Source organism: Herbaspirillum sp. SJZ106 (assembly GCF_006715495.1).
Lineage (GTDB): Bacteria > Pseudomonadota > Gammaproteobacteria > Burkholderiales > Burkholderiaceae_D > Herbaspirillum.
The window spans coordinates 57,284-81,165 of sequence record NZ_VFNI01000006.1; the positions used below are offsets into that span (position 1 = coordinate 57,284).

Here is a 23,882-nt window from a genome sequence, read left to right on the forward strand (position 1 = left end):
TTGACTTTACTTATCCTCCGGCAGTATTGGTACTAGCAGATATTTCAAGAGCGTGAAGTGCTGGATGGCGTACGCTCCCAATTTTGTGGGCAATGTAGTCAATTAAGGGAAGTTCTACGCATTTTTTCTTTTGTTTCGATAAGACTAATACCAAGCCAAATCCTAACCTTTGAATGTCTTCCTCAGAAAGATCTGCATAGTCAGCACATTTGATGACCCAATTCATATTGGCATTGATGTTTAGATTGATACTGATACCTTCTTTGAGAGCTGTCATGCAGATAGTGACAAACCCTTCACTGCCCATGATTTGCTCAAAGATTGGATCCTTCATCCTTTGGAGATCGGGAATTCCATTAATTGCTGGCATAGGATCATCAGGACGGAGATGTAAGGCCTTTTGCAATTCTTTCCGATAGGTCGTCTGTAGCGTTTTTTCTCCAAATAAGGAAGAGGCAATTCCAATTGCCAGTTTGGCCAAGAATCGAGTATCGAAGTTTATATTTGAAGAGAATTGAATTGGCAAAGGATCACCTTGCAGCCTCTCTCGAAGAAAGAATTCAGCTCTTCTGGCATCAATATCGTCTGGCTTCGCAAATCCGATCTGACTCATATCGAAACCTTCAACTATTGAACAACAAATCTTTTTTACCCTTTTTCTGCTGGCGAACGAATCTCTAAATGCTAATAACGTTTTTCTAGTATTCGTGGTAGTACGTTGAGAGAACATGAAATATGCTCGGGTCTTGACTGATTTTGTGGTGATGGGATTGCCTCCGCTATACCAATAGAGATTTTCGTCTTTAGGTCTGATCCAGTAAATTTGTTCACCTGATGGGCCAAGCCATGATTCGCATACTTCTTCGGCCTGAATTTCTGGAACAGCTAGATCTTTCACCACTCCCATGCAGAGGAGTGGAAGACCAACGTCATCTTCAGGCGAATAGGTCTTATGAGCGCAAAGTGATAGCGACTGTGATACGCGCCAATCTTTTTCAAAACTTGCATCTACAAATAATCCTAAATTGTTATTACATTGGCGGCATACGTTGTACGTCTTGAACCTATCTGGGGCATAGGCTCCTCCTAGAAATTGCGGAATTGTGTGCTCAAGGGAGATTTGCTTTTCATTAATCAACCCGTAGCAATATATGCATTGCCTCATGATGTATTTAGGTACGCTGATATATAAGTAAGACGCGATGCCGTAATTTACTCTGGTTTTTCGCGTAAAATCACGCATCTTCAGAGATTGTCAAAACACCATGTCTATCAAGTCAGATAAGTGGATCCGCCGCATGGCCGAGCAGCAGGGCATGATCGAGCCCTTTGAGCCGGGCCAGATCCGCACCTCCGTCGATGGCGCCAAGATCGTGTCTTATGGCACGTCGTCGTATGGCTACGATATCCGTTGCGCCAACGAATTCAAGATCTTCACCAACATCAATTCCACCATCGTCGATCCCAAGAACTTCGACGAGAAGTCCTTCGTGGACTTCAAGGGCGATGTCTGCATCATCCCGCCGAATTCCTTCGCGCTGGCGCGCACCGTAGAGTACTTCCGCATCCCGCGCAGCGTGCTGACGATCTGCCTGGGCAAGTCGACGTACGCGCGCTGCGGCATCATCGTCAACGTCACGCCTTTTGAGCCGGAGTGGGAAGGTTACGTCACGCTGGAGTTCTCCAACACGACGCCACTGCCAGCCAAGATCTACGCCGGCGAAGGCTGCGCGCAGGTGCTGTTCTTCGAGAGCGATGAAATCTGCGAAACCTCGTACAAGGATCGTGGCGGCAAGTACCAGGGCCAGCATGGCGTGACGCTGCCCAAGACCTGAACGTCCGATTGGGCAATCAGGGTCAGGAAAGGGCCTCCGCTTGGAGTAATGCCGTTCAGTTAAATGCTGAACGGCATTTTTGTTTGTGCAGTTCAGACTCCGTTCGCCCTGAGTAGCTGCGCAGCAGCGTATCGAAGGGCCGGCAAGACCGGGAATGCTGGCACGCTGCGCTGGCTTCGATACGGCCTTGGCGGGCCTACTCAGCCCGAACGGGCTCTGATGAATACCTCAGAATTAGCCTTGACTGAACGGCGTTACGTCGCTTGGAGGCCTTTGTCGTTTCAGCAGCGTCCCCAGGCTAGCGTTTTTTCTGCGCCGCGCTCAGCTTCAGGGCTTCGCTGCGCATCAGCGCCACCGCGCCGCCGATTTCTCCTTCGCGGTAGGCCAGGTGCAGGGGCGCCTTCAGCGCCGGCGCATCGTTGAGCTTGAGATAGGTCACGCCTTCGGCGCTGATGCGCATCATCGATGCCGGAATCACCGCGACCCCCAGGCCGGCTGCGACCAGGCTCAGCGTCGACAGGTTCTTGCGCGCCTCCTGCGTCACGCGCGGGCTGAAGCCGGCGCTGCGGCAGGCGGCGATGATGGTGTCGTACAGGCCGGGGCCGCTGGGGCGGCGCGTCATGATGAAGGATTCATCGGCCAGTGCCGACAGCGCGATGCTCTTCTTGTGGCCCTTGCCTGCCAGTCGATGGTCGGCGGGGAGGGCGGCCACCATTTCTTCGACCAGCACGGTTTCCATCACGATGCCGGTGGCGTCGCCCACCGGGGAGCGCACGAAGGCCAGGTCCAGCTGCTTCTTGCGGATCGCCTCGACCAGCTCGGCGGTGTTGGTTTCTTCCACCGTCAGCGCTACATCCGGCGCCGCGGCGCGGAAGGCGCGGATCACGGCCGGCACGAACGGGTGCAGCGACGCCGATTCGGTAAAGCCGACCGCGATGCGCCCCATCTTGCCCTGGGCGATGCGGCGTACACCGGCCACCGTGGCATCCACCTGCGCCAGGATGGTGCGTGCATCGTCCAGCAGGGCGGCGCCGCTTTCGGTCAGTTCCATGCCGCGCGGCATGCGGTTGAACAAGGTCACGCCGAGTTCTTTCTCCAGTACGCGGATTTGCTGCGACAGCGGCGGTTGCTGGATGCCGATGCGCAGGGCGGCCTTGGTCAGGTGGCCCTCTTCGGCCACGGCGATGAAGTAGCGCAGCAGGCGCAAATCGATGTGTGGTGACATATCGGTTAAATATGGATTGAGTATCTGACATATATTAGACAAAAACCCTCCCCGGGAGTAGCCTTTCATTCGTGCGGCAATGGCGCCGCAGCAGCATTGCGAGATGAACATGAGCACTTCCAAACATACCCAGGCCAACGCCGCGGCCGTAACCGATGCACCCGATGCGCACAATGCGCAGGGTGGACAAACGGCAGGCTTCACCCCACCCACTTCCAAAGAACTGTTCCTGGGCTTCCTCGGCCTGGGCATGACCGCTTTCGGCGGCGCGCTGCCGCTGGCGCACCGAATGGTGGTCGAGCGCCGGCGCTGGCTGTCCGAAGCCGAATTCGTGGAATTGCTTGGCCTGTGCCAGTTCCTGCCGGGCGGCAACATCATCAACCTGTCGGTGGCGCTGGGCATGAAATTCCGCGGCGTCAAGGGCGCGCTGGCGGCGATCTTCGGGCTGATCGCGGTACCCTCGGCGGTGGTGGTGGTGCTGGGCATCATCTACCAGCATTACCAGCACGATCCCAACGTCAAGCACCTGTTCGCCGGCCTGGCCGCGGCGGCGGCCGGCCTGCTGATCCAGATGGCGGTGAAGATCGCGCTGCCGCTGCGCAAGAACCTGGTGCTGGCGGCGGTGGCCATCGTCTGTTTCGTGGCGATCGCTTTCTTGCGGATTCCGCTGCTGTGGGTGATGCTGGTGATGACGCCCATCAGCGTGCTGCTGACGGCGCGCTACGGCGATAGGTTCTCCGCCAAGCCGCAAGTTGCGGCGGAGAAGGCAACCGTGGGCAAGGAAACGGCGAAGGAGGGCGCGAAATGAGCCAGACCCTGATTGCGTTGGCTGTCATCATGACCCAGCTCTCGGTGCTGGCTTTCGGCGGCGGCAACACCATCCTGCCGGAGATGCAGCGCCAAGTGGTGGAAGTCCATCACTGGATGTCGGCCGAAGACTTCAGCGCGCTGTTCGCGCTGGGCCAGGCCGCTCCCGGCCCCAACCTGATGGTGGTGACCCTGGTCGGCTGGCACGTGGCCGGCTTCTGGGGAATGCTGGTGACCACCTTCGCCAAGTTCGGCCCGTCTTCGCTGATCACCATCATCATGCTGCACATGTGGGAGCGTTTCAAGGACAAGCCGTGGCGCCGCCATGTGCAGGCCGGCCTGTTGCCGGTGACCGGCGGACTGGTGGCGGCCAGCGCCTTGCTGATCGCCCAGGCCTCGATCACCCATGGTTTCCTGGCCGCGATCACCGCCGCCACCGCCGTCATCGCGTTGAAGACCAAGATCCATCCGTTGTGGCTGCTGTTCGGCGGCGCGCTGGCCGGGTATTTCTATCTCGGTTCGTTCTAAGAACCTGTTTGAACAGGTTCTTATTATTAGAACCATCAAAATAGAACCATCAGAATAGAACCATCAGAATAGAACCATCAGAATAGAACCATCAAAGACAAAGCCGATACCGGCGCACGGTATCGGCTTTGTCTTTTCCGCAGCGCAGGCCAGGAGGCCTGGCGCATCGGGTCTTACTGTTTCACGCAGTCGACGAAGTAGTCGCGCTTGCCATTGACTTCGCGCTTGACCAGGCCGTGCACGTCGGTTTCGAAGCCGGGGAATTTCTCGTTGAAATCGCGTGCGAATTTCAGGTAGTCGACGATGGTCTTGTTGAAGCGCTCGCCCGGAATCAGCAGGGGAATGCCCGGCGGGTAAGGCGTCAGCAGGATCGAGGTGACGCGGCCTTCCAGCTCGTCCAGCGGTACGCGGTCGATCTCGCGGTGCGCCATCTTGGCGAAGGCGTCCGAGGGCTTCATGGCCGGCTGCATGTCCGACAGGTACATTTCGGTGGTCAGGCGCGCGACGTCGTAGGCCTTGTAGGTCTCGTGGATCTGCTGGCACAGGTCGCGCAGGCCGAGGCGCTCGTAGCGTGCGTTGCGGCCCTGGTTGGCGGCGGCGAACTCGGGCAGGATGCGCCAGATCGGCTGGTTCTTGTCGTAGTCGTCCTTGAACTGCTGCAAGGCGGTGACCAGCGTGTTCCAGCGGCCCTTGGTGATGCCGATGGTGAACATGATGAAGAACGAATACAGGCCGCACTTTTCGACGATGACGCCGTGTTCGGCCAGGTACTTGGTCACGATCGAGGCCGGGATGCCGGTCTCGCCGAACTGGCCGTCGAGCGACAGGCCGGGGTTGACGATGGTCGCCTTGATCGGGTCGAGCATGTTGAAGCCCGGCGCCAGGTTGCCGAAGCCGTGCCAGTCGTCTTCGGCCTTGATGACCCAGTCTTCGCGCTCGCCGATGCCGTCGGTGGAGAAGCTGTTGGGGCCCCACACCTGGAACCACCAGTCGAGGCCGAACTCCTGGTCGATCTTCTTCATGGCGCGGCGGAAGTCCAGCGCCTCCAGGATGCTTTCTTCCACCAGCGCGGTGCCGCCCGGCGCTTCCATCATGGCCGCGGCGACGTCGCAGGAGGCGATGATGGAGTATTGCGGCGAGGTCGAGGTATGCATCAGGAAGGCTTCGTTGAAGGCGTCCTGGTCCAGTTGCACGGTTTCCGATTCGCGCACCAGGATCTGCGAAGCCTGCGACAGGCCGGCCAGCAGCTTGTGGGTCGACTGGGTCGAGAAGATCATCGACTTCTTGGCGCGCGGGCGGTCCTTGCCGATGGCGTGCATGTCCTTGTAGAAGTCGTGGAAGGTGGCGTGCGGCAGCCAGGCTTCGTCGAAGTGCAGGGTGTCGATCTCGCCGTCGAGCATCTGCTTGAGGGTCTCGACGTTGTACACCACGCCGTCGTAGGTCGACTGCGTGATGGTCAGGATGCGCGGCTTCTTGTTCTTGGCTTCGCGGGCGAAGGGGTTGGCTTCGATCTTCTTGGCGATGCTTTCCAGCGTGAACTCTTCCAGCGGGATTGGGCCGATGATGCCGAGGTGGTTGCGGGTCGGCATCAGGAACACGGGAATGGCGCCGGTCATGATGATCGAGTGCAGGATCGACTTGTGGCAGTTGCGGTCGACCACCACGATGTCGCCCGGCGCCACGGTGGAGTGCCAGACCATCTTGTTGGAGGTCGAGGTGCCGTTGGTGACGAAGTAGCAGTGGTCGGCGTTGAAGATGCGCGCGGCGTTGCGTTCGGAGTTGGCCACCGGGCCGGTGTGGTCCAGCAGCTGGCCGAGTTCTTCGACGGCGTTGCAGACGTCGGCGCGCAGCATGTTCTCGCCGAAGAACTGGTGGAACATCTGGCCCACCGGCGACTTCAGGAAAGCCACGCCGCCGGAGTGGCCGGGACAGTGCCAGGAGTAGGAGCCGTCCTGCGCGTAGTCGACCAGCGCGCGGAAGAACGGCGGCGCCAGGCCGTCGAGGTAGGACTTGGCTTCGCGGATGATGTGGCGGGCCACGAATTCGGGCGTGTCTTCGAACATGTGGATGAAGCCGTGCAGCTCGCGCAGCACATCGTTGGGGATGTGGCGCGAGGTGCGGGTTTCACCGTACAGGTAGATGGGGATGTCGGCGTTCTTGTGGCGGATTTCGCCGACGAAGGCGCGCAGGGCCTTGAGCGCGAAATCGGTTTCCTCGTCGGAGCCGGCGCCCAGTTCCTCGTCGTCGATCGACAGGATGAAGGCCGAGGCGCGCGACTGCTGCTGCGCGAACTGGGCCAGGTCGCCATAGCTGGTCACGCCCAGCACTTCCATGCCTTCGGCCTGGATGGCGTCGGCCAGCGCGCGGATGCCGAGGCCGGAGGTGTTTTCGGAGCGGAAGTCTTCGTCGATGATGACGATGGGGAAACGGAATTTCATGGTGTTCTCCAGGGCTTGAACGCAGGAGACGCCATGGAGGGGCGGCATGCGTTCAGAAGGGCAAAAAGAAACTGCGCCTGGGCGGAAAGCTTGCGCGCCAAAAAAGAAAGCGGATTGTCGCAGATATGCGCAAAAGAGGTGCGCATATTAAGCAAAAAACGGAAAAAAGCAACAGCGGCCGGCGCGCCCGCTCAGCGTCTTTCGTATGTCACAAACGCGTAGTCAAATCCGGAAGTTTCGGCGCGATGTTGCTCGCGCGCGGTTTCTTGCCAGATTTGCGGATCGAGCGCGGGGAAAAAGGCGTCGCAGTCGAAGGTTTGCTCGATACGGGTGATGATCAGGCGGTTCACCAGCGGCAGCGCTTCGGCATAGATTTGCGCGCCGCCGATGATGAAGGCGGGGCCGTCGCCGGCCAGCGCGGCCGCTTCCGGCAGCGAGGCGGCGGTTTCCACGCCGGCATGTTGCCAGCCTGCATTGCGCGTGATGACGATATTGCGACGGTTGGGCAGCGGCCGTCCGATCGACTCGAAGGTCTTGCGGCCCATCAGGATGGCGTGGCCCGAAGTGGTGCGCTTGAAGTGCGCCAGGTCTTCCGGTAGGTGCCAGGGCAGGGTGTTGTTGATGCCGATGCCGTTGTTGCGGTCGGTGGCGACGACGATGGTCAGGTTGCCCGCTGCGGAGGAAGAAGACATACGCGTGTGCTGTTCAGATCAGATGGATGACTAAGCAATGAATAAGCGGCAAACAGGCGCGGCCGCGGATCGGGAAGATCGGCTGCCGCCTGCCGAACCCGTCATGTTACAGGAGCCATGCTGCACTACGGAACTTTCTGTGGCGCCGCCGCCCTTATATGGGATAGTGCATAGCCGAAAATGCTGCGCCGGCAGCGCGGAACCGATGGAACGGGGCGGCGGATCCGATCCGGCAACATCGCCATCCGGTCCGGTATGGCTATATCGGATTACTTGATGGCAATATCCCCGGCAAATGCCGGGTTCGGGCCATCGGCCGAACAATTCACGCAACATTTGGGTAAACTAGCGCCTTGCTTTCCGGGCCGGTCGCGGCGTACGGCTGCCGCGGGCCGGAAGCATTTCAACCAGAAGATTGCATGTCAGACAAAACAATAATGTCGTTCAAGTTCATCAAATGGCCTGTGCCGGGCTCGTTTCCGCGCCGCGCCGCAAGGCCGGCATGGTGGCGTCGCCTTGTTATTCCGGCAACGGTTGCCGGCTTGCTGGCGGTCCATTCGGCCGCCTTCGCCTTCGATTTCAATACGGTGGCCGCGCGCGCCAAGGCCCTGGCCGCCAAATCGTACAAGAAACCCTCCGACAGCCTGCCCAAGTCGATCAAGGACCTGAGCTACGAGCAGGCGAACCAGATCCACTTCCGCGCCGAGAAATCGTACTGGCGCGCGCAGAAGTTGCCGTTCGAGCTTTCCTTCATCCACCTGGGCGGCAGGTTCAACGAGCCGGTCAGGGTCAACGAGGTGGTCGGCGGCGCGGTGCGCGAGATCAATTTCAGCCCGGCATTGTTCGATTACAGCGCCAACCGCAATATCGATCCGCGCGGGCTGCGCAATATCGGTTTCGCGGGCTTCCGTATCCGCTTCCCCGTCAACTCGGCCAAGGTCAAGGATGACGTGCTGACTTTCCACGGCGCGAGCTATTTCCGCGCCATGGGCAAGGGGCAAGGTTACGGCCTGTCCGCGCGCGGGCTGGCGATCGACACCGCCTTGTATTCCGGCGAGGAATTCCCGCGCTTCACCGAGTTCTGGCTGGAGCGTCCCTCGGCCGACAGCCGCGAGCTGACGGTGTATGCGCTGCTGGACTCGCCGCGCGCCACCGGCGCCTATCGCTTTGTGCTCAAGCCCGGCGCCGATACCGCGATGGACGTGAAGGCGCAGATCTACCTGCGCGCCAACGTGACCAAGCTGGGCATTGCGCCGCTGACCAGCATGTTCCTGTTCGGCGAGAACCAGCCGGGGCCGGGCGACGATTTCCGTCCCAAGGTGCACGATTCGGACGGCCTGTCGATGCAGTCGGGCACCGGCGAATGGCTGTGGCGTCCGCTGGTCAATCCCAAGCGCCTGCTGGTGACCTCATTCTCGTTCGACAACCCGCTGGGCTTCGGCCTGATGCAGCGCGACCGCGAATTCTCCAGCTACCAGGACCTGGACTACAACTACCAGGCGCGCCCCAGCGCCTGGGTCGAACCCAAGGGCAAGTGGGGTTCGGGCCGGGTGGAGCTGGTGCAGATCCCTACGCCGGACGAAACCAACGACAACATCGTGGCCTACTGGGTACCGAACAACATGCCCAAGGTCGGCCAGCCGATGAATGTGGAATACCGCTTGCTGTGGCAAAAGGAAAATGAGAAGCGTCCGCCGCTGGCCTGGGTCACCCAGACCCGCTTCGGCCACGGCTACCGTCCCAGGATAGACGGCAAGCAGGACGATTCCCAGGCCCTGGCCATCGACTTCGACGGCGCCGCGCTGAAGAAACTGGCCGCCAACGCCCGCGTCGAGGGCGTGGTGGAGGCCGATGCCAACGGCAAGATCGTGAGCGTGAACACGCGCAAGAACGACATGACCGGCGGCTGGCGCATCGAAGTCAAGCTGCGCCGGGTGGAAGATAACAAGCCAGTCGAGCTGCGCGGTTTCCTGCGCAATGCCAACGGCGGCGCAACCTTGTCAGAAACGTGGAGCTACATATTACCCCCCAACTAAGGCAGACGTCGGCGGCATCCCGGGCGCTTGAGGACTATCTCGCGCGCCTGCCGTTGTCGCCTGAGCAGCGCCGCGAACTGGCGCAACGGGCGGGCGAGCTGGGCTCCGGCGATCCGGTGGCCGACCTGCACCGCGTGCTGGCCGATGCTGCCGGGCAGGATGTCCAGGCCTCTCCCGCGATGGCGCAAGCCTCGGTCGATGCGCGCCTGCGCCTGATGTATCCAGCCGCCGCAGATCCGGCCGCCGCAGATGCCGAGGGCAGCGTGCCGCCGATCGGCAGCGACCGCGGGCAGCCGCATATTGCCGTGGCGCCGCCGCTGAACCGCAAATCGATGGTGCCGCGCCCCTGGGGCGAGCTCAATCCCTTCACTCGCTGGGTGGAAGAGGAAAACCGCCGGCTGGAGCGCCGTCCCAGCCGCTGGCGCCGGGGCAAGAAGGCCAAGGCGGCCGCCGAAGCCGTACCCGACGACGAGCCGCATTACGTCGAGGACCACCTCGACAGTTCCGATGCGCCGGATCCGAAGGGCTACTGGCAGCATACCGGCAACGTGCGCCGCATCACGCTGCTGGTGCTGATGGTGCTGCAGACCTCGATGGCCACCTACTTCATGAGCGACGTGCTGCCTTACCACGGCACCAAGCCGCTGGAGATGCTGGTGCTGGGCCTGTTCGCGCTGCTGTTCCTGTGGGTGTCGGCCGGTTTCTGGACCGCCATGACGGGCTTTCTGGTCCTGATGCGCGGCGATGACAAATACCTGATCTCGCACGAGAAGGCGGGCAACAAGGAGATCGCTCCGGAAGCCCGCACCGCGATCGTCATGCCCATCTGCAATGAAGACGTGGCGCGCGTGTTCGCCGGCCTGCGGGCCACCTATGAGTCGCTGGAGCGCACCGGGCAGATCCGGCATTTCGATTTCTTCGTGCTCTCCGACAGCGGCCAGGCCGACATCTGCGCCGCCGAGACCGCCGCCTGGGCGGACTTGTGCCGCGAGACCGGCGGCTTCGGCCGCATCTTCTATCGCCACCGCCGCCGCCGCGTCAAGCGCAAGAGCGGCAACCTGGACGACTTCTGCCGGCGCTGGGGCGCCGACTATCGTTACATGGTGGTGCTCGATGCCGACAGCGTGATGACCGGCGATTGCCTCACCAAGCTCACCCGCCTGATGGAAGAGCATCCCGGCGCCGGCATCATCCAGACCGCGCCGCGCGCAGCCGGGCGCGAGACGCTGTACGCGCGCATCCAGCAGTTCTCCACGCGCGTGTACGGCCCGCTGTTCACGGCCGGCCTGCACTACTGGCAACTGGGCGAGTCGCACTTCTGGGGGCACAACGCCATCATCCGCCTGCAGCCCTTCATGAAGCATTGCGCGCTGGCGCCGCTGCCGGGCAAGGGCAACCTGTCCGGCCCGATCATGTCGCACGACTTCGTCGAAGCCTCGCTGATGCGCCGCGCCGGCTGGTCGGTGTGGATCGCCTACGACCTCGACGGCAGCTATGAGGAAATGCCGCCCAACCTGCTCGACGAGCTCAGCCGCGACCGCCGCTGGTGCCAGGGCAACCTGATGAACTTCCGCCTGTTCCTGGCGCGCGGCATGCATGTCGTGCACCGCGCGGTGTTCGTCACCGGCGTCATGGCCTATGTGTCGGCGCCGTTGTGGGGGCTGTTCCTGCTGCTGTCGACCTTACTGCTGGCCGCCCATACGCTGATCGACCCGACCTATTTCGTCGAGCCGCGCCAGCTTTATCCGATCTGGCCCGAATGGCATCCCGAGAAAGCGCTGGCGCTGGTGTCGGCCACCGCGACCATCCTGTTCCTGCCCAAGATCCTGGCGGTGCTGCTGTTTGCGGTGAAGGGTGCGCGCGGCTTCGGCGGCGTGCTGGCGCTGTTTGCCAGCATGGTGATCGAACTGCTGTTCTCGATGGTGCTGGCGCCGGTGCGCATGCTGTTCCACACGCGCTTCGTGCTGGGCGCCTTCCTCGGCTGGGCGGTCGGCTGGAAATCGCCGCCGCGCGCCGACAATGAAACCGGCTGGGGCGAAGCGCTGCGCCGCCACGGCTGGCACTCGCTGCTGGGCCTGGCCTGGGGTGCGCTGGTCTATTGGCTCAACCCCTCCTTCATCTGGTGGCTGCTGCCGATCGCCGGTTCGCTGGCGATTTCGATACCGACCTCGGTGCTGTCTTCACGGGTATCCTTCGGCCGCGGTTTCCGCCGCGCCGGCCTGTTCAAGATTCCGGAAGAGACCGATCCGCCGTTCGAGCTGCGCGAAACCGTGCGTCATCTGAATGAGACCCCTGAACTGCCGGGCTTCGTCGATGCCGTTGTCGATCCCGCGTTCAACGCCCTGGTCTGCGCTACCGCGCATGCGCATCCCGGAGCGCCGCAGTTGACGCGGCACCTGCGCGAGCAGCTGGTGCGCACGGCGCTCAAAGACGGTCCGGATGCGCTCAGCGACAAGCAGAAGAACAGCTTGCTCGAAGAGCCGCAATTGCTGTCGCAGTTGCACCAGGCGGTATGGAGCGGGGCGCCGCACGTGCATGCCGACTGGCTGGCGGCGATCGCTTCGCCGCCGCAGGCGGCCGCTGCCTGAGCGCGGGCGGCGCACGAGGGCGCACGGCGGCCGGGCGGTAATCCGGCCGTGATCTTTTTCTGAAACGAGTTCTGGCACACGCAATCGACATGACCGAGCAACGCGACGACTTTCCGCAAGCCACCCCGGCGCCGCTGCCGGCCGGCGCCGGCCGCGCACGCGGCAAGCGTGAGGCGCTATTGGGCGGCGCCATCCTGGCGGTGCTGGTGGCGGGCGGGATTGCCTTCTGGCAGCACCGCCAGGCGCCGCAACCGCCCCGGGCGGTGCCGGTCAAGCTGGAGACGGTCAGGGTCGAGAAGGCCGACATCGAGCAAGTGGTCAATGCCACCGGCAATGTGGTGGTGCAAACCTATGTGGATGTCGGCTCCAAGGTGGCCGGCCAGATCGCCGATGTGGATGTCGCCATCGGCGAGACGGTCAAGGCCGGCAAGCTGCTGGTGACGGTGTCGCCGGCCGTGCAGAACAGCCGCATCGAAAACAACCGTGCCCAGTTGGCGCGCCTGAAGGCGGAGCTGGCGGGGCAGAATGCCCAGCTCGACTTCGCCCAGCTGCAGTTCCAGCGCCAGACCCAGCTGAAGGCCGAGAACGCCACGCGCGAAGAGTCGTATGAATCCAGCCGCATGAACATGTACTCGGCCGCGGCCCGGGTGGACGCCACCAATGCCCAGATCCAGCAGACCGAAGCCGCGATCAGGGACGACGAGGCGATCCAGAAGCAGACCCGCATCGAGGCGCCGGTGAGCGGCACCATCGTCACCATGAACGCGCGCGTGGGCCAGATGCTGGGCGCCAACCAGGAAGTGCTCATGCGCATTGCCGACCTCTCGCGCATGACGGTGCAGGTGCCGGTGGCTGAAGAAGACGTGACGCGCTTGCAGAAGGGAATGACCGCCTATTTCACCACGCCCGGTTATCCCGGCAAGCGCTGGAGCGGCAAGCTGCGCCAGATCATGCTGCTGCCCACCGACGACTCCGGTCGCCAGGGCAAGAAGGCGTTCTATACCGTGCTGTTCGATGTCGCCAACCCCAGCCGCGAACTGATGAGCGGCATGAGCGCCGATGTCTATTTCGTGCTGGCGCGCGTGGAACAGGCGCTAAGCATCCCGCTGTCGCTGGTGGCCAAGCCCGGCATGGACGGCACCCAGACCGTGAAGGTGGTGCAGGAGGGCGGCAAGCTGGAAGCGCGCAAGATCAAGATCGGCATCCGCGATGGCGAACGTGCGCAAGTGATATCGGGTTTGAAGGAAGGGGAGCAGGTACTGGTGCCTGCGGCGCCAAAGCTGTAAAAATGGTGCAACGCCAGTAATGTCGTTCCGTTAAGGCGCATTCTGAACCACTCATTACAGAATCCGTTCGGGCTGAGTAGGCCCGCCAGGGCTGTATCGAAGCCAGCGTGCCGGCGTTAGCGCCCTTGCCTGCCCTTCGATACGCTGCTGCGCAGCGACTCAGGGCGAACGGAGTCCGGACTCCACAAACACAAATAAACATGCCGTTCGTTCAGCGCTTCACTGAACGGCATCAGTGCAAGGCCTGCGCATGATCTGCTACGTATCTGACATATGAATTCCAGTCGTCCACCCAAGTTTGCAGCGTTGTCCCCATTGCCGTTGACGCTGGCATGCGTCCTGGCGCTGGGCGGCTGCGCCTGGCGCCCGATCCAGACCGATCCGTTGCCCGAGATGCAGGTGCCGGATAAATGGAGCATCGGCGCCCTCGCCGATGTGGCGCATGCCGAACAGCTATGGCCCGATTCGGATTGGTGGAAGCAATTCGGCAGCAGCGAACTGAGCGCGCTGGTCGATGAAGGGCAGCGCAATAATTTTGAGATCGCGGCCGCTTTCTCTCGCGTCAAGCAGGCCGAGGCGCAGGCGCGCATCGCGGGCGCGCCGCTGTTGCCCAATGTCGAGATCAATGCCAACGCCGCGCGCGACTTGCCGATTTCGGGTGGCTCGCCGGTCAATTCCGCCGGCGCCGCCTTGCAGGTCAGCTATGAAGTGGACTTCTGGGGCAAGAACCGCGCAAGTCGCGACGCCGCCGAAGCCTCGCTGCGCGCCAACCGCTATGACCGCGAGACGGTCGCGCTGACGGTCACCAGCGGCATCGTCTCGACCTACCTGCAGGTGCTGTCGCTGCGCGACCGATTGGAGATCTCGCGCCAGAACGTCAGCACCGCCGAGCGCGTGCTCAGGCTGGTCGAAGCGCAAAGCCGGGCCGGTTCCGCCTCGCCGCTGGATCTGGCGCGCCAGCGCTCGGCGCTGGCCAACCAGAAGGCGCTGATTCCCGATCTGCAGCAGCAGGAACAGGACGCGCAGACCGCGCTGGCGATCCTGCTCGGCCGTCCGCCGCAGAATTTCACCGTGCAGGAGAAGGGCCTGTCCCGTATCCGGATGCCGCGCATTTCAGCCGGCCTGCCCTCGGAACTGTTGATGCGCCGCCCCGACATCCGCCGCGCCGAAGCCAATCTGGTTGCAGCCAACGCCAACGTCGCGGTGGCGCGCGCGGCCCTGTTCCCCAGCATCACGCTGACGGGTTCCACCGGGGCGCAAAGCAATGCGCTGCTGTCGCTGTTCGACGGGCCCAATTTGTTCGCCAGCATCGGCGCCGGCCTGATCGCGCCGATCTTCGACGGCGGCCGCCTGAAGAACCAGCGCGATCTGGCCATTGCGCAGAAGGAGGAACTGGTGCAGGTGTATCGCCAGGGCGTCATCAATTCCCTCTCGGAAGTGGAAAAGGCCTTGGGGGCGATCCGCAGCCTGGAAGAGCGCTATCGGCTCAAGAGCGGGGAGGTCGACCAGGCGCGTTTCGCCTTCGACCTGTCTGAAATCCGTTTCCGCGCCGGGGCCGAGGATTTGATGGTGGTGCTCGATACCCAGCGCACCCTGTCGGAAGCGCAGAACCAGTTGGGCCAGATCAAGCTGCAGCGGCTGCAGGCCACGGTATCGCTGTACAAGGCGCTGGGCGGCGGTTGGCACGACGATGCCGCCGGCAATGGAGCGGCGGCGCCCTGAGCGGACGGCGGCGGCGCAAGGGAAACCGACCGCGAAATGAAAAGCCCCCAAGGCCAGGACGAAACTCCGGGCCTTGGGGGCTTTTTGCATGGCGGGCCTGCGCTTTACGCGCGATGCCGGATCACTTCTGCGCGGGTTCGCGGAAGTAGATGCGGCGCGGCAGTGCCCACAGCAGCAGGGCGGCGCCGACCAGGCATTCGGCGGCGACCACATACAGGCCGATGGCGGCGCTGCCGGTCAGGTCGCGGATCTTGCCGACCATGTAGGGGGTGATGATGCCGCCCAGTTGGCCGACCGAATTGATCAGCGCGATGCCGGCCGCGGCCGCCGCGCCCGACAGCACGCGCGGAGGCAGGATCCAGAACAGGCCGATGCCGGCGATGATGCCGGTGGCGGCCGCCGACAGCGCGATCACCAGGATCAGCGTGTTGTCGCCGAAGTAGGCGGAGGCCGCGTAGCCGATGCCGCCGATCAGCGCGCAGCCGGCCAGGTGCCAGCGGCGTTCGCCGGTGCGGTCGGAGCTGCGGCCGATGAAGATCATGCCCAGGCCGGCGCAGATGTACGGCACCATCGAGATCAGGCCGATGATGAAGGTGTCGTCGGTGCCGGCGGTCTTGATCAGTTGCGGCATCCAGAACACCAGGCCATAGATGCCGGAAGCCAGCACCAGGTAGATCAGCGACATGACGATGGTCGACGGCTGTTTCAATGCCGCGCCGAAGGAGTGCACCGCTTCGCTCTTGGGTTCGGCCGCGATGCGATCGATCAGCAGCTTCTTCTCTTCAGGCTTGAGCCAGCGGGCGTCTTCGATCTTGTCGTCGATCACCAGGTAGCACACCACGCCCAGCAGGATCGACGGAATGCCTTCCAGCAGGAACAGCCATTGCCAGCCGTGCATGCCGGCCATGCCATGGCTCCACTTCATGATGCCGCCCGACAGCGGGCCGCCGATGATGCCGCACACGGCGATGGCCGCCATGAACAGCGAATTGATGCGGCCGCGGCGCACCGACGGGAACCAGTTGGTGAAGAAGTACAGTGCGCCCGGCACGAAGCCGGCTTCCAGCAAGCCGATCAGGAAGCGCAGGATATAGAAGCTGGTCTCGTTGCTGACGAACATCATCGCCGCCGAGGCGATGCCCCAGGTGACCATGATGCGGGCGATCCAGCGCTTGGGGCCGACCTTGTGCAAGATCATGTTGCTCGGCACTTCGAACAGGAAGTAGCCGACGAAGAATATGCTCGCGCCCAGGCCGTAGACGGCGTCCGAGAAACCCAGGTCGCTTTGCATCTGCAATTTGGCGAAACTGATGTTGACGCGGTCCAGGTAGGCGAACACGAAGCAGACCATCAGCAAGGGCACGAAGCGCCAGGTGATTCTGCGGTACAGGTCGGATTCTTGAACATCCGCCGTGCTGGCCGGATAGGGTACTGCTGCCATGATGTCTCTCCTCGAAAGGCTTTTGATTAAAACCGAAGGCGCAAAAAAGTCCGATGCCGCCGCGCGGTACGCGGAGGTCGCTTATTGTTGTTGTGCGATTGGATGAGCGGACGGAAGGACTCCGCCCGCCGGTGCTGCTTTTTACATTGACGATATTGCGACCGGCCGCCGCAGGCGGGCCTGCATCATGCCCCTATGCAGGCTGCTGGCGAGAGTGCCGGTCGATGGTGTCGCTCAATAGGTTGCGCGGCCGCCCGACAGGTCGAACACCGACGCGGTGGTGAAGGAGTTCTCTTCCGACACCAGCCAGGCCACCATGGCAGCCAGTTCTTCCACCTTCACGAAACGCGCGCGCGGGATCTTCGACAGCATGTAGTCGATGTGCGCCTGGGTGCATTGCTCCAGGATGCGGGTTTGCGCGGCGGCCGGGGTGATGGCGTTGACGGCGATGTTCTTGGTCGCGGTTTCCTTGCCCAGGCTCTTGGTCAGGGCGATCATGCCGGCCTTGGCGGCGCTGTAGGCCGAGGCGGTCGGGTTGCCTTCCTTGCCGGCGATGGAAGCGATGTTGACGATGCGGCCGTAGTTCTGGGCGATCATGCGCTGCACGACCACCTGGTTGACGTAGAACGCGCCGTTAAGGTCGATGTCGATCACGCGGCGCCATTCTTCCGGCGAATAGTCGGCCACCGGATTGTTCTGGCCGGCGATGCCGGCGCTGTGCACCAGGATATCGATCGACTGGGTGACCTTTTCGGTGGCTTCGATGGCTTTCTTGACGTCGGCTTCATTGGAAATGTCGACCTTGATGGTTTCGACATTGCCCAGCGGCTCCAGCTTGGCGCGCGCCTCGGCCAGCGCCTTCTCGTCCATGTCCCACAGCACGACCTTGGCCTTGCCCTGCAGCAGGCGCTCGGCCACCGCGTAACCGAAACCCTGGGCGCCGCCGGTGATGATGGCGCTGCGGCCCTGGAAGTCGTAATGATTCATTGCCTTCTCCTTCTCGTGATCTGATCTTGAGGTCGGCGCGCAAGCCGGCCGGCCTGCGCGCATTGTTCTTATTGTTGGTATGTGCCGGCGACGCTGCCGGGACGGCTTAAGCGTCGATGGTCTTTTGCTGCTGCTCGCCCAGGCCGTCGATGCCCAGGCGCATGGTCTGGCCGGCGCGCAGGAACACCGCCTCCGGCTTGACGCCCATGCCCACGCCCGGCGGCGTGCCGGTGGAGATGACGTCGCCCGGCTGCAGGCTCATGAACTTGGACAGGTAAGCGACGATGTGCGCCACGCCGAAGATCATGGTGCTGGTGTTGCCGTTCTGGTAGCGCTTGCCGTCCACTTCCAGCCACATGCCCAGCTTCTGCGGATCGGGGACTTCGTCGCGGGTGACCAGCCATGGGCCGATCGGGCCGAAGGTGTCGCAGCCCTTGCCCTTGTCCCAGGTGCCGCCGCGCTCGATCTGGTATTCGCGCTCGGAGACGTCGTTGACCACGCAATAGCCGGCCACGTGCGACAGCGCATCCTTCTCGTCGATATAGGCGCCGCCCTTGCCGATGACCACGCCCAGTTCGACTTCCCAGTCGGTCTTCTTGGAACCGCGGGGGATCTTGACGTTGTCGTTGGGGCCGACTACGGCCGAGGTCCACTTGTTGAACACCACCGGCTCGGCCGGGATCGGCAGGTTGGATTCGGCGGCATGGTCGGCGTAGTTCAGGCCGATGCAGATGAATTTGCCGATATTGCCGACACAGGCGCCGATGCGCGGATTGCCGTCCACCACGGGCAGGCTGTTGATGTCGAGCGCGCGGATCTTGGCCAGCGACGCATCGCTCAGGGCGGCGCCGTTGACGTCGGCGATGTGCGCCGACAGGTCGCGGATCTTGCCAGCCTGGTCCAGGATGCCGGGCTTTTCCTGCCCAACCGGGCCGTAGCGGAGTAATTTCATCTTGTTTCCTTTGGAAAATAAGTTGTCTCAAATCGGCGCCGGCGGATTGCCGCTGCAAGCCTTGGAAGCGCAAGCGGCATGGCGGGCCTTGTCGTTTTGCGGATTGGATAATACCAGTTTATTGGTAAGACCAATAGGGCGCAGGGGATAAGTTTTGGTTATCGGGTGATCTTGTTGTGCTTGAGAATTATAAGTGGGCAGATTTAATGATGAATGGGAACCTGGTCTTATAAAATCGATGAAAATCAATGACTTGGCTGCGAGGCGAACTCATCAGGCTGAAAATTTCATGAAGACGCTCAAGGCCGAGGAAGTCTATCTGGCTTGGCCGGTTGATGAAAATGGACAGCATTGCGGCTAATGCCGTTCAGTTAAGTGCTGAACGGCATTTGTGCTTGCGTGGTTCAGACTCCGTTCGCCCTGAGTAGCTGCGCAAGCAGCGTATCGAAGGGCAGGCAAGACCGGTAAGGCCGACACGCTGGCTTCGATATACTCGGCCCGAACGGGCTCGGTGATGAGTGCTTTTGCCTCAACTGGACGGCATTACTGTATTGCGGCCCATTTTTATTGAATCTTGGCTTGCTGTCGTAACCACCCCAAAAATGCCTCAACCGCGGGCCGTTTTATATGGTGAGCGGGATACACCGCGAAGTGAGCTTTGATACGGATGCATTTTGTCAATCCGAACACCGGCTTCAACTTCCCTTCCTTGATGTGTTGTGCCGCGACAGTTGTACTTTCCAAGGCAACTCCCAATCCTTGTGTTGCCGCGTCGAGCGACATCTGAGCGCGGTCGAATCGAACAGGGAATTGCTCGGGTGGACGTACTTTTGAAAACTCCGCAAACCAATCCGCCCATTGAACCACGCTGACATTGCTTCGAATGAGCTTCACGCCAAGCAGGTCTGCCGGCTTTCGTAACTGGTTTTCTTCAATGAAGGCGGGGCTTGCCAAAGGAACGATTCGTTCATCAAACAATGGCTCAACCTGCAAGCCTGGCCAATTCGGGATGCCATATCGAATATCGATATCAGCTTCGCCAAGTTCGAAGTTGCTTGGCGTATGTGCGGCAGAAAGATTGAAAGAAATTTCAGGATAGGAGCGGGCGAAGTCGTTGAGTCGCAACATAAGCCAGAGACTGGCGATACTCGGCGCCGAGTGAATGTACAGACTCTTGCTGACCCCCTGTTTGACGTCCATGGACGCCGCGGTGATGGCCGATAGAGCACCTTGAACACGCGCAAGAAAGCTCTCGCCCGCATCGGTAATGACCACGGCGTGAGAGCTTCTCTCGAACAATCTGACACCTAGAAATGCTTCAAGTCTCGCTACCTGGTGACTGACTGCGGAGGCAGTGACGTGCAACTCGCTTGCAGCTGCCGCGAAGCTTTTTCGTCGCGCAACAGCTTCGAATGCCTGTAGGTTGGGCAGGGGAGGTAGCGTCGCCATTTGAGGTTTCATTCTTAAGATGACGGATCGTCACTTTACCATGACGAGACTTCGCTTGTCGTCAGTTCCTGAAAGGTTGAATATTCGAACCCAGAACAAAAGGAGACATCTGCGAGCGGCCAATAGAGCTGCGTTGCGGCGCACTATTGCCCACTTTGTCTCCAGTGTTCCTTTGAACAAACGCCAACTAACTGGAGATGTATTTCATGCTGCTCAAGGATAAAGTCGCCGTCATCACTGGCGGTGCGGGTATCAACGGTCTCGGATTCGCTACTGCACGCCTGATGGCATCGCATGGCGCTCGCGTGGTTGTCCTGGATTTGGAGCAGGCAGACCCTGCCGGAGCAGCAGCGCGTCTGGGGGATGGCCATCTCGGCCTGGTTGCGGACGTTACCGATAAGGCGTCGTGCGACGCTGCTGCCGCCTCCGCACTCGCCAAATACGGCCGCATCGACATCCTCATCAACAACGCCGGCATCACTCAGCCGGTGAAGACCCTGGAAATCACCGGCAATGACTACGACCGCGTTCTCGACGTGAGCCTGCGTGGCACGATGTACATGTCGCAGGCCGTGCTGCCGGCGATGCAGAAGCAAAAGAGCGGTTCCATCGTTTGCATCTCGTCCGTTTCCGCGCAACGCGGTGGCGGCATCCTGGGCGGCCCGCATTATTCCGCCGCGAAGGCCGGCGTGCTTGGCCTGGCGCGAGCAATGGCGCGTGAATTCGGTCCTGAAGGAATCCGCGTCAACAGCATTACTCCTGGCCTGATTGGTACCGACATCATCAAGGGCAAGTTGACCGAAGAAAAGAAGGCGGAGATCGCAGAGACGATTCCTCTGGCCCGCCTGGGGCGCGCAGACGATATCGGCGGCGCCTGCGTCTTCCTGGGCAGCGACCTTTCCCAATACTGCACCGGCATCACACTGGATGTGAACGGCGGCATGTTGATTCACTAAGCCGGCGTTGCCGAATATTAAAGAAATCAGAAAAATAGGAGACCTGACATGACAACCGAAATCACAAAGAAAGGCATCACCCGTCGTCAAATTCTGAAGGCAGGCGCTGTCGGCGCCGCTTTGCCGCTCTTCTCCATCGCGAGTCGTCCTGCCAATGCTGCCGAATTCACCTACAAGTTCGCAACTGGTCAGGATCCGACGCACCCGGTGAACAAGCGAGCCCAGGAAGCGATTGATCGTATTCGCAACGCCACGAATGGGCGCCTGGAAATCAAACTGTTCCCGGCGAACCAGTTGGGCTCCGATACCGACCTGATGTCGCAGATTCGTAACGGCGGCGTTGAATTCTTCAACCAGGCCAGTGTGGTTCTGTCCACGTTGGTGCCGGCGGCCGGCATCGTCAATACCGGTTTCGCTTTCCACGACTATCAAGAGGTCTGGAAGGCGATGGATGGTCCGTTGGGCGCTTACGTCCGTGCCCAAATTGAGAAGGTGGGTCTGCTGACCATGTCCAAGCCATGGGACAACGGATTCCGCCAAATCACTACCTCGACCAAGCCAGTCAAGACCGCCGCAGACCTGAAGGGCCTGAAGCTTCGCGTGCCGGCAGCACCGATGCTGACGTCGCTGTTCACCGCACTGGGCGCCAGCCCGACGCCAATTAACTTCAACGAGGTGTACTCATCGCTGCAAACCAGGCTGGTCGAGGGGCAAGAGAATCCGCTGGCCATCATCAGTACCGCGCGTCTGTATGAGGTGCAAAAGTTCTGCACCATCTCCAACCACGTGTGGGATGCCTACTGGATTCTTGGCAACCGCCGTGCCATTGAGCGCCTGCCGAAGGATATCCAGGAAATCGTGCGCCGCGAGCTGGATAAGGCAGCCACCGACGAGCGTGCCGACATCGCCGCGCTGTCCGGCTTCGCGCGCAACGAGCTGAAGGGCAAGGGTGTGCAAATCATCGAGGCGGACAAGGATTCCTTCAAGGAGATGCTGGCTAAAGGAACCTTCTACAAGGACCTTCGCGCCAAGTTCGGTGAAGATGCCTGGAAGCTGCTGCAGAACAGTGTGGGGAGCCTGGGGTGAATACCATGTCGCTTGAGCAATCGACTGTAGCGGATACGTCGTTGTCCGCTCGTATGGAGAACTGGCTGGGCCACGCCATCGAGATTCCTGCAGCAGCGCTTGTCGTTGGCGAGGTAGGCGTGCTCTTGGCCGGCGTTGTCATGCGGTTCATTTTCAACAGCCCGCTTCCCTGGACTGATGAGCTGGCCTCGATCCTGTTCCTGTGGCTGGCCAATCTCGGTGCCGCGGTAGCTTTGCGTCGCGGCACCCACATGCGGACTACCGTCCTTCTCGGTTTCTTAAGCGACCGTGGCAAGGCCTGGGCTGAAGCCTTGGCCATCATTGCGCCGTGCCTGATGCTGCTCATCCTCATGGGACCCATGTGGGAATACGCGGAAGACGAGATGTTCGTCCAGACGCCCGCATTGGGATGGCCAAATACAGTGCGTGCCGCAGCAGTTGCCGTTGGCGCCGCGCTGATGATTGCCATTTCGCTGCTGCGCATTTCGCGCCAGCGCCTGAGCGACCTGCTGGGCGTTGTTGCCCTGGTAGCTGTGGCTGGTGGCGCCATGTATCTAGGCTCCGGGTGGCTGCAGAGCATCGGGAACTGGAACCTGGTCATTTTCTTCGGTCTGGTACTGGGAGTCTCCGTCTTGATGGGTATTCCCATTGCTTTCTGTTTCGGCCTGGCGACCGTTGCGTTCATGCTGACCGTGACGTCCAGCCCGCTGGCTGTGGTGGCCGGGCGCTTCGATGAAGGCATGAGTTCGCTTATCTTGCTGGCAGTACCGCTGTTCATTCTGCTGGGCCATCTGGTCGAGATGACCGGCATGGCCAAGGCGATGGTGGACTTTTTGGCGTCGCTGCTGGGCCATGTGCGTGGCGGCCTGAACTACGTGCTGCTGGGTGCGATGTTGCTGGTGTCGGGCATCTCCGGCGCCAAGACTGCCGACATGGCGGCAGTGGCCCCGGTGCTGCTGCCGGAAATGAAACGCCGCGGCAACCATGAGGGCGAACTGATCTCGCTCTTGGCCGCATCGGGCGCCATGGCGGAGACGATTCCGCCGTCGTTGGTGCTCATCACCATCGGGTCGGTGGCCGGTGTTTCAATTGCGGCGCTCTTTACCGGCGGCATCATGCCCGGCATCGTACTGGCGATATTGCTGGCGATACTGGCTCGCTGGCGCAGCGCTGAGATTACCGAAGGCTTCAAGCGCGCCCCGGGTAAGGTGGTATTGCGTACGCTGGTGATCGCTCTTCCCGCATTGCTGCTCCCGATTCTGATTCGCACTGCCGTGGTGGAAGGTGTCGCAACTGCAACCGAGGTTTCGACCATCGGGATCGCATACGCAGTGGTAGCTGGCCTGCTTGTCTATCGCAAATTCGACTGGTCTCGCCTGTATCCGATGCTGGTCGATACCGCGGCTTTGTCCGGGGCCATCCTGTTCATCATCGGCACTGCCACGGGGATGTCGTGGGCGCTGACTCAGTCGGGGTTCTCGCACGCGCTGGCCGAGGCCATGACAAGTGTGCCGGGCGGGAAGTACGGCTTCCTGTTGGTCTCTATCGCAGCATTCATCGTTCTGGGCAGCGTCTTGGAAGGAATCCCCGCCATGGTGCTGTTTGCCCCGTTGCTTTTCCCGGTTGCCAAGGCCATTGGGGTTCATGAGGTGCACTACGCAATGGTGATCATCCTGTCCATGGGCGTTGGTTTGTTCGCGCCGCCGTTCGGCCTGGGATATTACGCCGCTTGCACGATTGGCCGTGTTCATCCGGACGTCGCAGTCAAGCGTATCTGGCCCTATCTGGGAGCACTGGTGGTGGGGCTGCTGATTGTCGCCTTCATACCGTGGTTCTCCATCGGATTCCTCTGAA

General features: G+C 61.3%; 19 protein-coding genes. 11 read left to right on the forward strand and 8 right to left on the reverse strand.

The window, feature by feature from the left end:
• Nucleotides 1–10: 10 nt before the first annotated feature.
• Nucleotides 11–1,243, reverse strand: a complete 1,233-nt coding sequence (locus FB598_RS17950) for an HNH endonuclease (protein ID WP_255463957.1) — start codon at nucleotides 1,241–1,243, stop codon at nucleotides 11–13.
• Between the two features lie 22 nt (nucleotides 1,244–1,265).
• On the opposite strand from FB598_RS17950, the gene dcd reads away from it, so the two are divergent.
• Nucleotides 1,266–1,835, forward strand: a complete 570-nt coding sequence (dcd, locus tag FB598_RS17955; protein WP_141917326.1) for a dCTP deaminase — start codon at nucleotides 1,266–1,268, stop codon at nucleotides 1,833–1,835.
• Nucleotides 1,836–2,133: 298 nt separating this feature from the next.
• Here the strand turns inward: dcd and FB598_RS17960 are convergent, their stop codons facing one another.
• The gene (locus tag FB598_RS17960; protein ID WP_141917324.1) at nucleotides 2,134–3,060 is read right to left on the reverse strand and encodes a LysR family transcriptional regulator; all 927 of its coding nucleotides are present in this window, start codon (nucleotides 3,058–3,060) and stop codon (nucleotides 2,134–2,136) included.
• Between the two features lie 109 nt (nucleotides 3,061–3,169).
• Between FB598_RS17960 and FB598_RS17965 the strand changes: the two genes are divergently transcribed.
• The gene (locus FB598_RS17965) at nucleotides 3,170–3,868 is read left to right on the forward strand and encodes a chromate transporter (RefSeq protein WP_141917322.1); all 699 of its coding nucleotides are present in this window, start codon (nucleotides 3,170–3,172) and stop codon (nucleotides 3,866–3,868) included.
• Entirely contained in the window at nucleotides 3,865–4,395 is a 531-nt protein-coding gene (locus FB598_RS17970) for a chromate transporter (protein ID WP_141917320.1), read from the forward strand. Before FB598_RS17965 ends, FB598_RS17970 begins: the two co-directional genes overlap by 4 nt.
• 173 nt (nucleotides 4,396–4,568) lie before the next feature.
• On the opposite strand, the gene FB598_RS17975 is transcribed toward FB598_RS17970, so the two are convergent.
• Both FB598_RS17975 and FB598_RS17980 read right to left on the reverse strand, forming a co-directional pair.
• Nucleotides 4,569–6,833, reverse strand: coding sequence for an arginine/lysine/ornithine decarboxylase (locus FB598_RS17975; RefSeq protein WP_141917318.1), 2,265 nt, complete (start codon nucleotides 6,831–6,833; stop codon nucleotides 4,569–4,571).
• Between the two features lie 191 nt (nucleotides 6,834–7,024).
• Nucleotides 7,025–7,525 (reverse strand): dihydrofolate reductase, encoded by a 501-nt coding sequence (locus FB598_RS17980; RefSeq protein ID WP_141917316.1) that lies wholly within the window; start codon nucleotides 7,523–7,525, stop codon nucleotides 7,025–7,027.
• A 419-nt stretch (nucleotides 7,526–7,944) separates the two neighbouring features.
• Here FB598_RS17980 and FB598_RS17985 point away from each other — a divergent pair, with 419 nt between their 5' ends.
• From FB598_RS17985 to FB598_RS18000, 4 genes are all read left to right on the forward strand, one after another.
• Nucleotides 7,945–9,561 carry a glucan biosynthesis protein G gene (locus FB598_RS17985; RefSeq protein WP_141917314.1) on the forward strand — a complete coding sequence of 539 codons (1,617 nt, stop codon included), beginning with the start codon at nucleotides 7,945–7,947 and terminating at the stop codon, nucleotides 9,559–9,561.
• Complete coding sequence (mdoH, locus tag FB598_RS17990) at nucleotides 9,534–12,149, forward strand: glucans biosynthesis glucosyltransferase MdoH (RefSeq protein ID WP_141917313.1); 2,616 nt, start codon at nucleotides 9,534–9,536, stop codon at nucleotides 12,147–12,149. Before FB598_RS17985 ends, mdoH begins: the two co-directional genes overlap by 28 nt.
• 89 nt (nucleotides 12,150–12,238) lie before the next feature.
• Entirely contained in the window at nucleotides 12,239–13,435 is a 1,197-nt protein-coding gene (locus FB598_RS17995) for an efflux RND transporter periplasmic adaptor subunit (protein WP_141917311.1), read from the forward strand.
• Between the two features lie 273 nt (nucleotides 13,436–13,708).
• Nucleotides 13,709–15,157 carry an efflux transporter outer membrane subunit gene (locus FB598_RS18000; protein ID WP_141917309.1) on the forward strand — a complete coding sequence of 483 codons (1,449 nt, stop codon included), beginning with the start codon at nucleotides 13,709–13,711 and terminating at the stop codon, nucleotides 15,155–15,157.
• 121 nt (nucleotides 15,158–15,278) lie between these two features.
• Here FB598_RS18000 and FB598_RS18005 read toward each other — a convergent pair whose 3' ends face one another.
• From FB598_RS18005 to FB598_RS18015, 3 genes are all read right to left on the reverse strand, one after another.
• Nucleotides 15,279–16,598 (reverse strand): MFS transporter, encoded by a 1,320-nt coding sequence (locus tag FB598_RS18005; RefSeq protein ID WP_141917306.1) that lies wholly within the window; start codon nucleotides 16,596–16,598, stop codon nucleotides 15,279–15,281.
• Nucleotides 16,599–16,832: 234 nt separating this feature from the next.
• Entirely contained in the window at nucleotides 16,833–17,585 is a 753-nt protein-coding gene (locus FB598_RS18010) for an SDR family NAD(P)-dependent oxidoreductase (RefSeq protein ID WP_141917304.1), read from the reverse strand.
• A 106-nt stretch (nucleotides 17,586–17,691) separates the two neighbouring features.
• Nucleotides 17,692–18,537, reverse strand: coding sequence for an ureidoglycolate lyase (locus FB598_RS18015; RefSeq protein ID WP_141917302.1), 846 nt, complete (start codon nucleotides 18,535–18,537; stop codon nucleotides 17,692–17,694).
• Between the two features lie 238 nt (nucleotides 18,538–18,775).
• On the opposite strand from FB598_RS18015, the gene FB598_RS20960 reads away from it, so the two are divergent.
• On the forward strand, nucleotides 18,776–18,898 hold the full coding sequence (locus tag FB598_RS20960) for a hypothetical protein (protein WP_255463959.1): 123 nt from the start codon (nucleotides 18,776–18,778) through the stop codon (nucleotides 18,896–18,898).
• Nucleotides 18,899–19,101: 203 nt separating this feature from the next.
• On the opposite strand, the gene FB598_RS18020 is transcribed toward FB598_RS20960, so the two are convergent.
• Complete coding sequence (locus tag FB598_RS18020) at nucleotides 19,102–19,986, reverse strand: LysR substrate-binding domain-containing protein (protein ID WP_141917300.1); 885 nt, start codon at nucleotides 19,984–19,986, stop codon at nucleotides 19,102–19,104.
• A 206-nt stretch (nucleotides 19,987–20,192) separates the two neighbouring features.
• Here FB598_RS18020 and FB598_RS18025 point away from each other — a divergent pair, with 206 nt between their 5' ends.
• Genes FB598_RS18025 through FB598_RS18035 form a run of 3 tightly spaced genes read left to right on the forward strand, consistent with a single transcriptional unit; the run spans nucleotide 20,193 to nucleotide 23,881 of the window.
• Complete coding sequence (locus FB598_RS18025) at nucleotides 20,193–20,942, forward strand: SDR family NAD(P)-dependent oxidoreductase (protein WP_141917297.1); 750 nt, start codon at nucleotides 20,193–20,195, stop codon at nucleotides 20,940–20,942.
• A gap of 48 nt (nucleotides 20,943–20,990) precedes the next feature.
• The gene (locus FB598_RS18030) at nucleotides 20,991–22,028 is read left to right on the forward strand and encodes a TRAP transporter substrate-binding protein (protein ID WP_141917295.1); all 1,038 of its coding nucleotides are present in this window, start codon (nucleotides 20,991–20,993) and stop codon (nucleotides 22,026–22,028) included.
• Nucleotides 22,025–23,881 (forward strand): TRAP transporter large permease subunit, encoded by a 1,857-nt coding sequence (locus FB598_RS18035; protein WP_141917293.1) that lies wholly within the window; start codon nucleotides 22,025–22,027, stop codon nucleotides 23,879–23,881. Before FB598_RS18030 ends, FB598_RS18035 begins: the two co-directional genes overlap by 4 nt.
• Nucleotide 23,882: the final 1 nt, after the last annotated feature.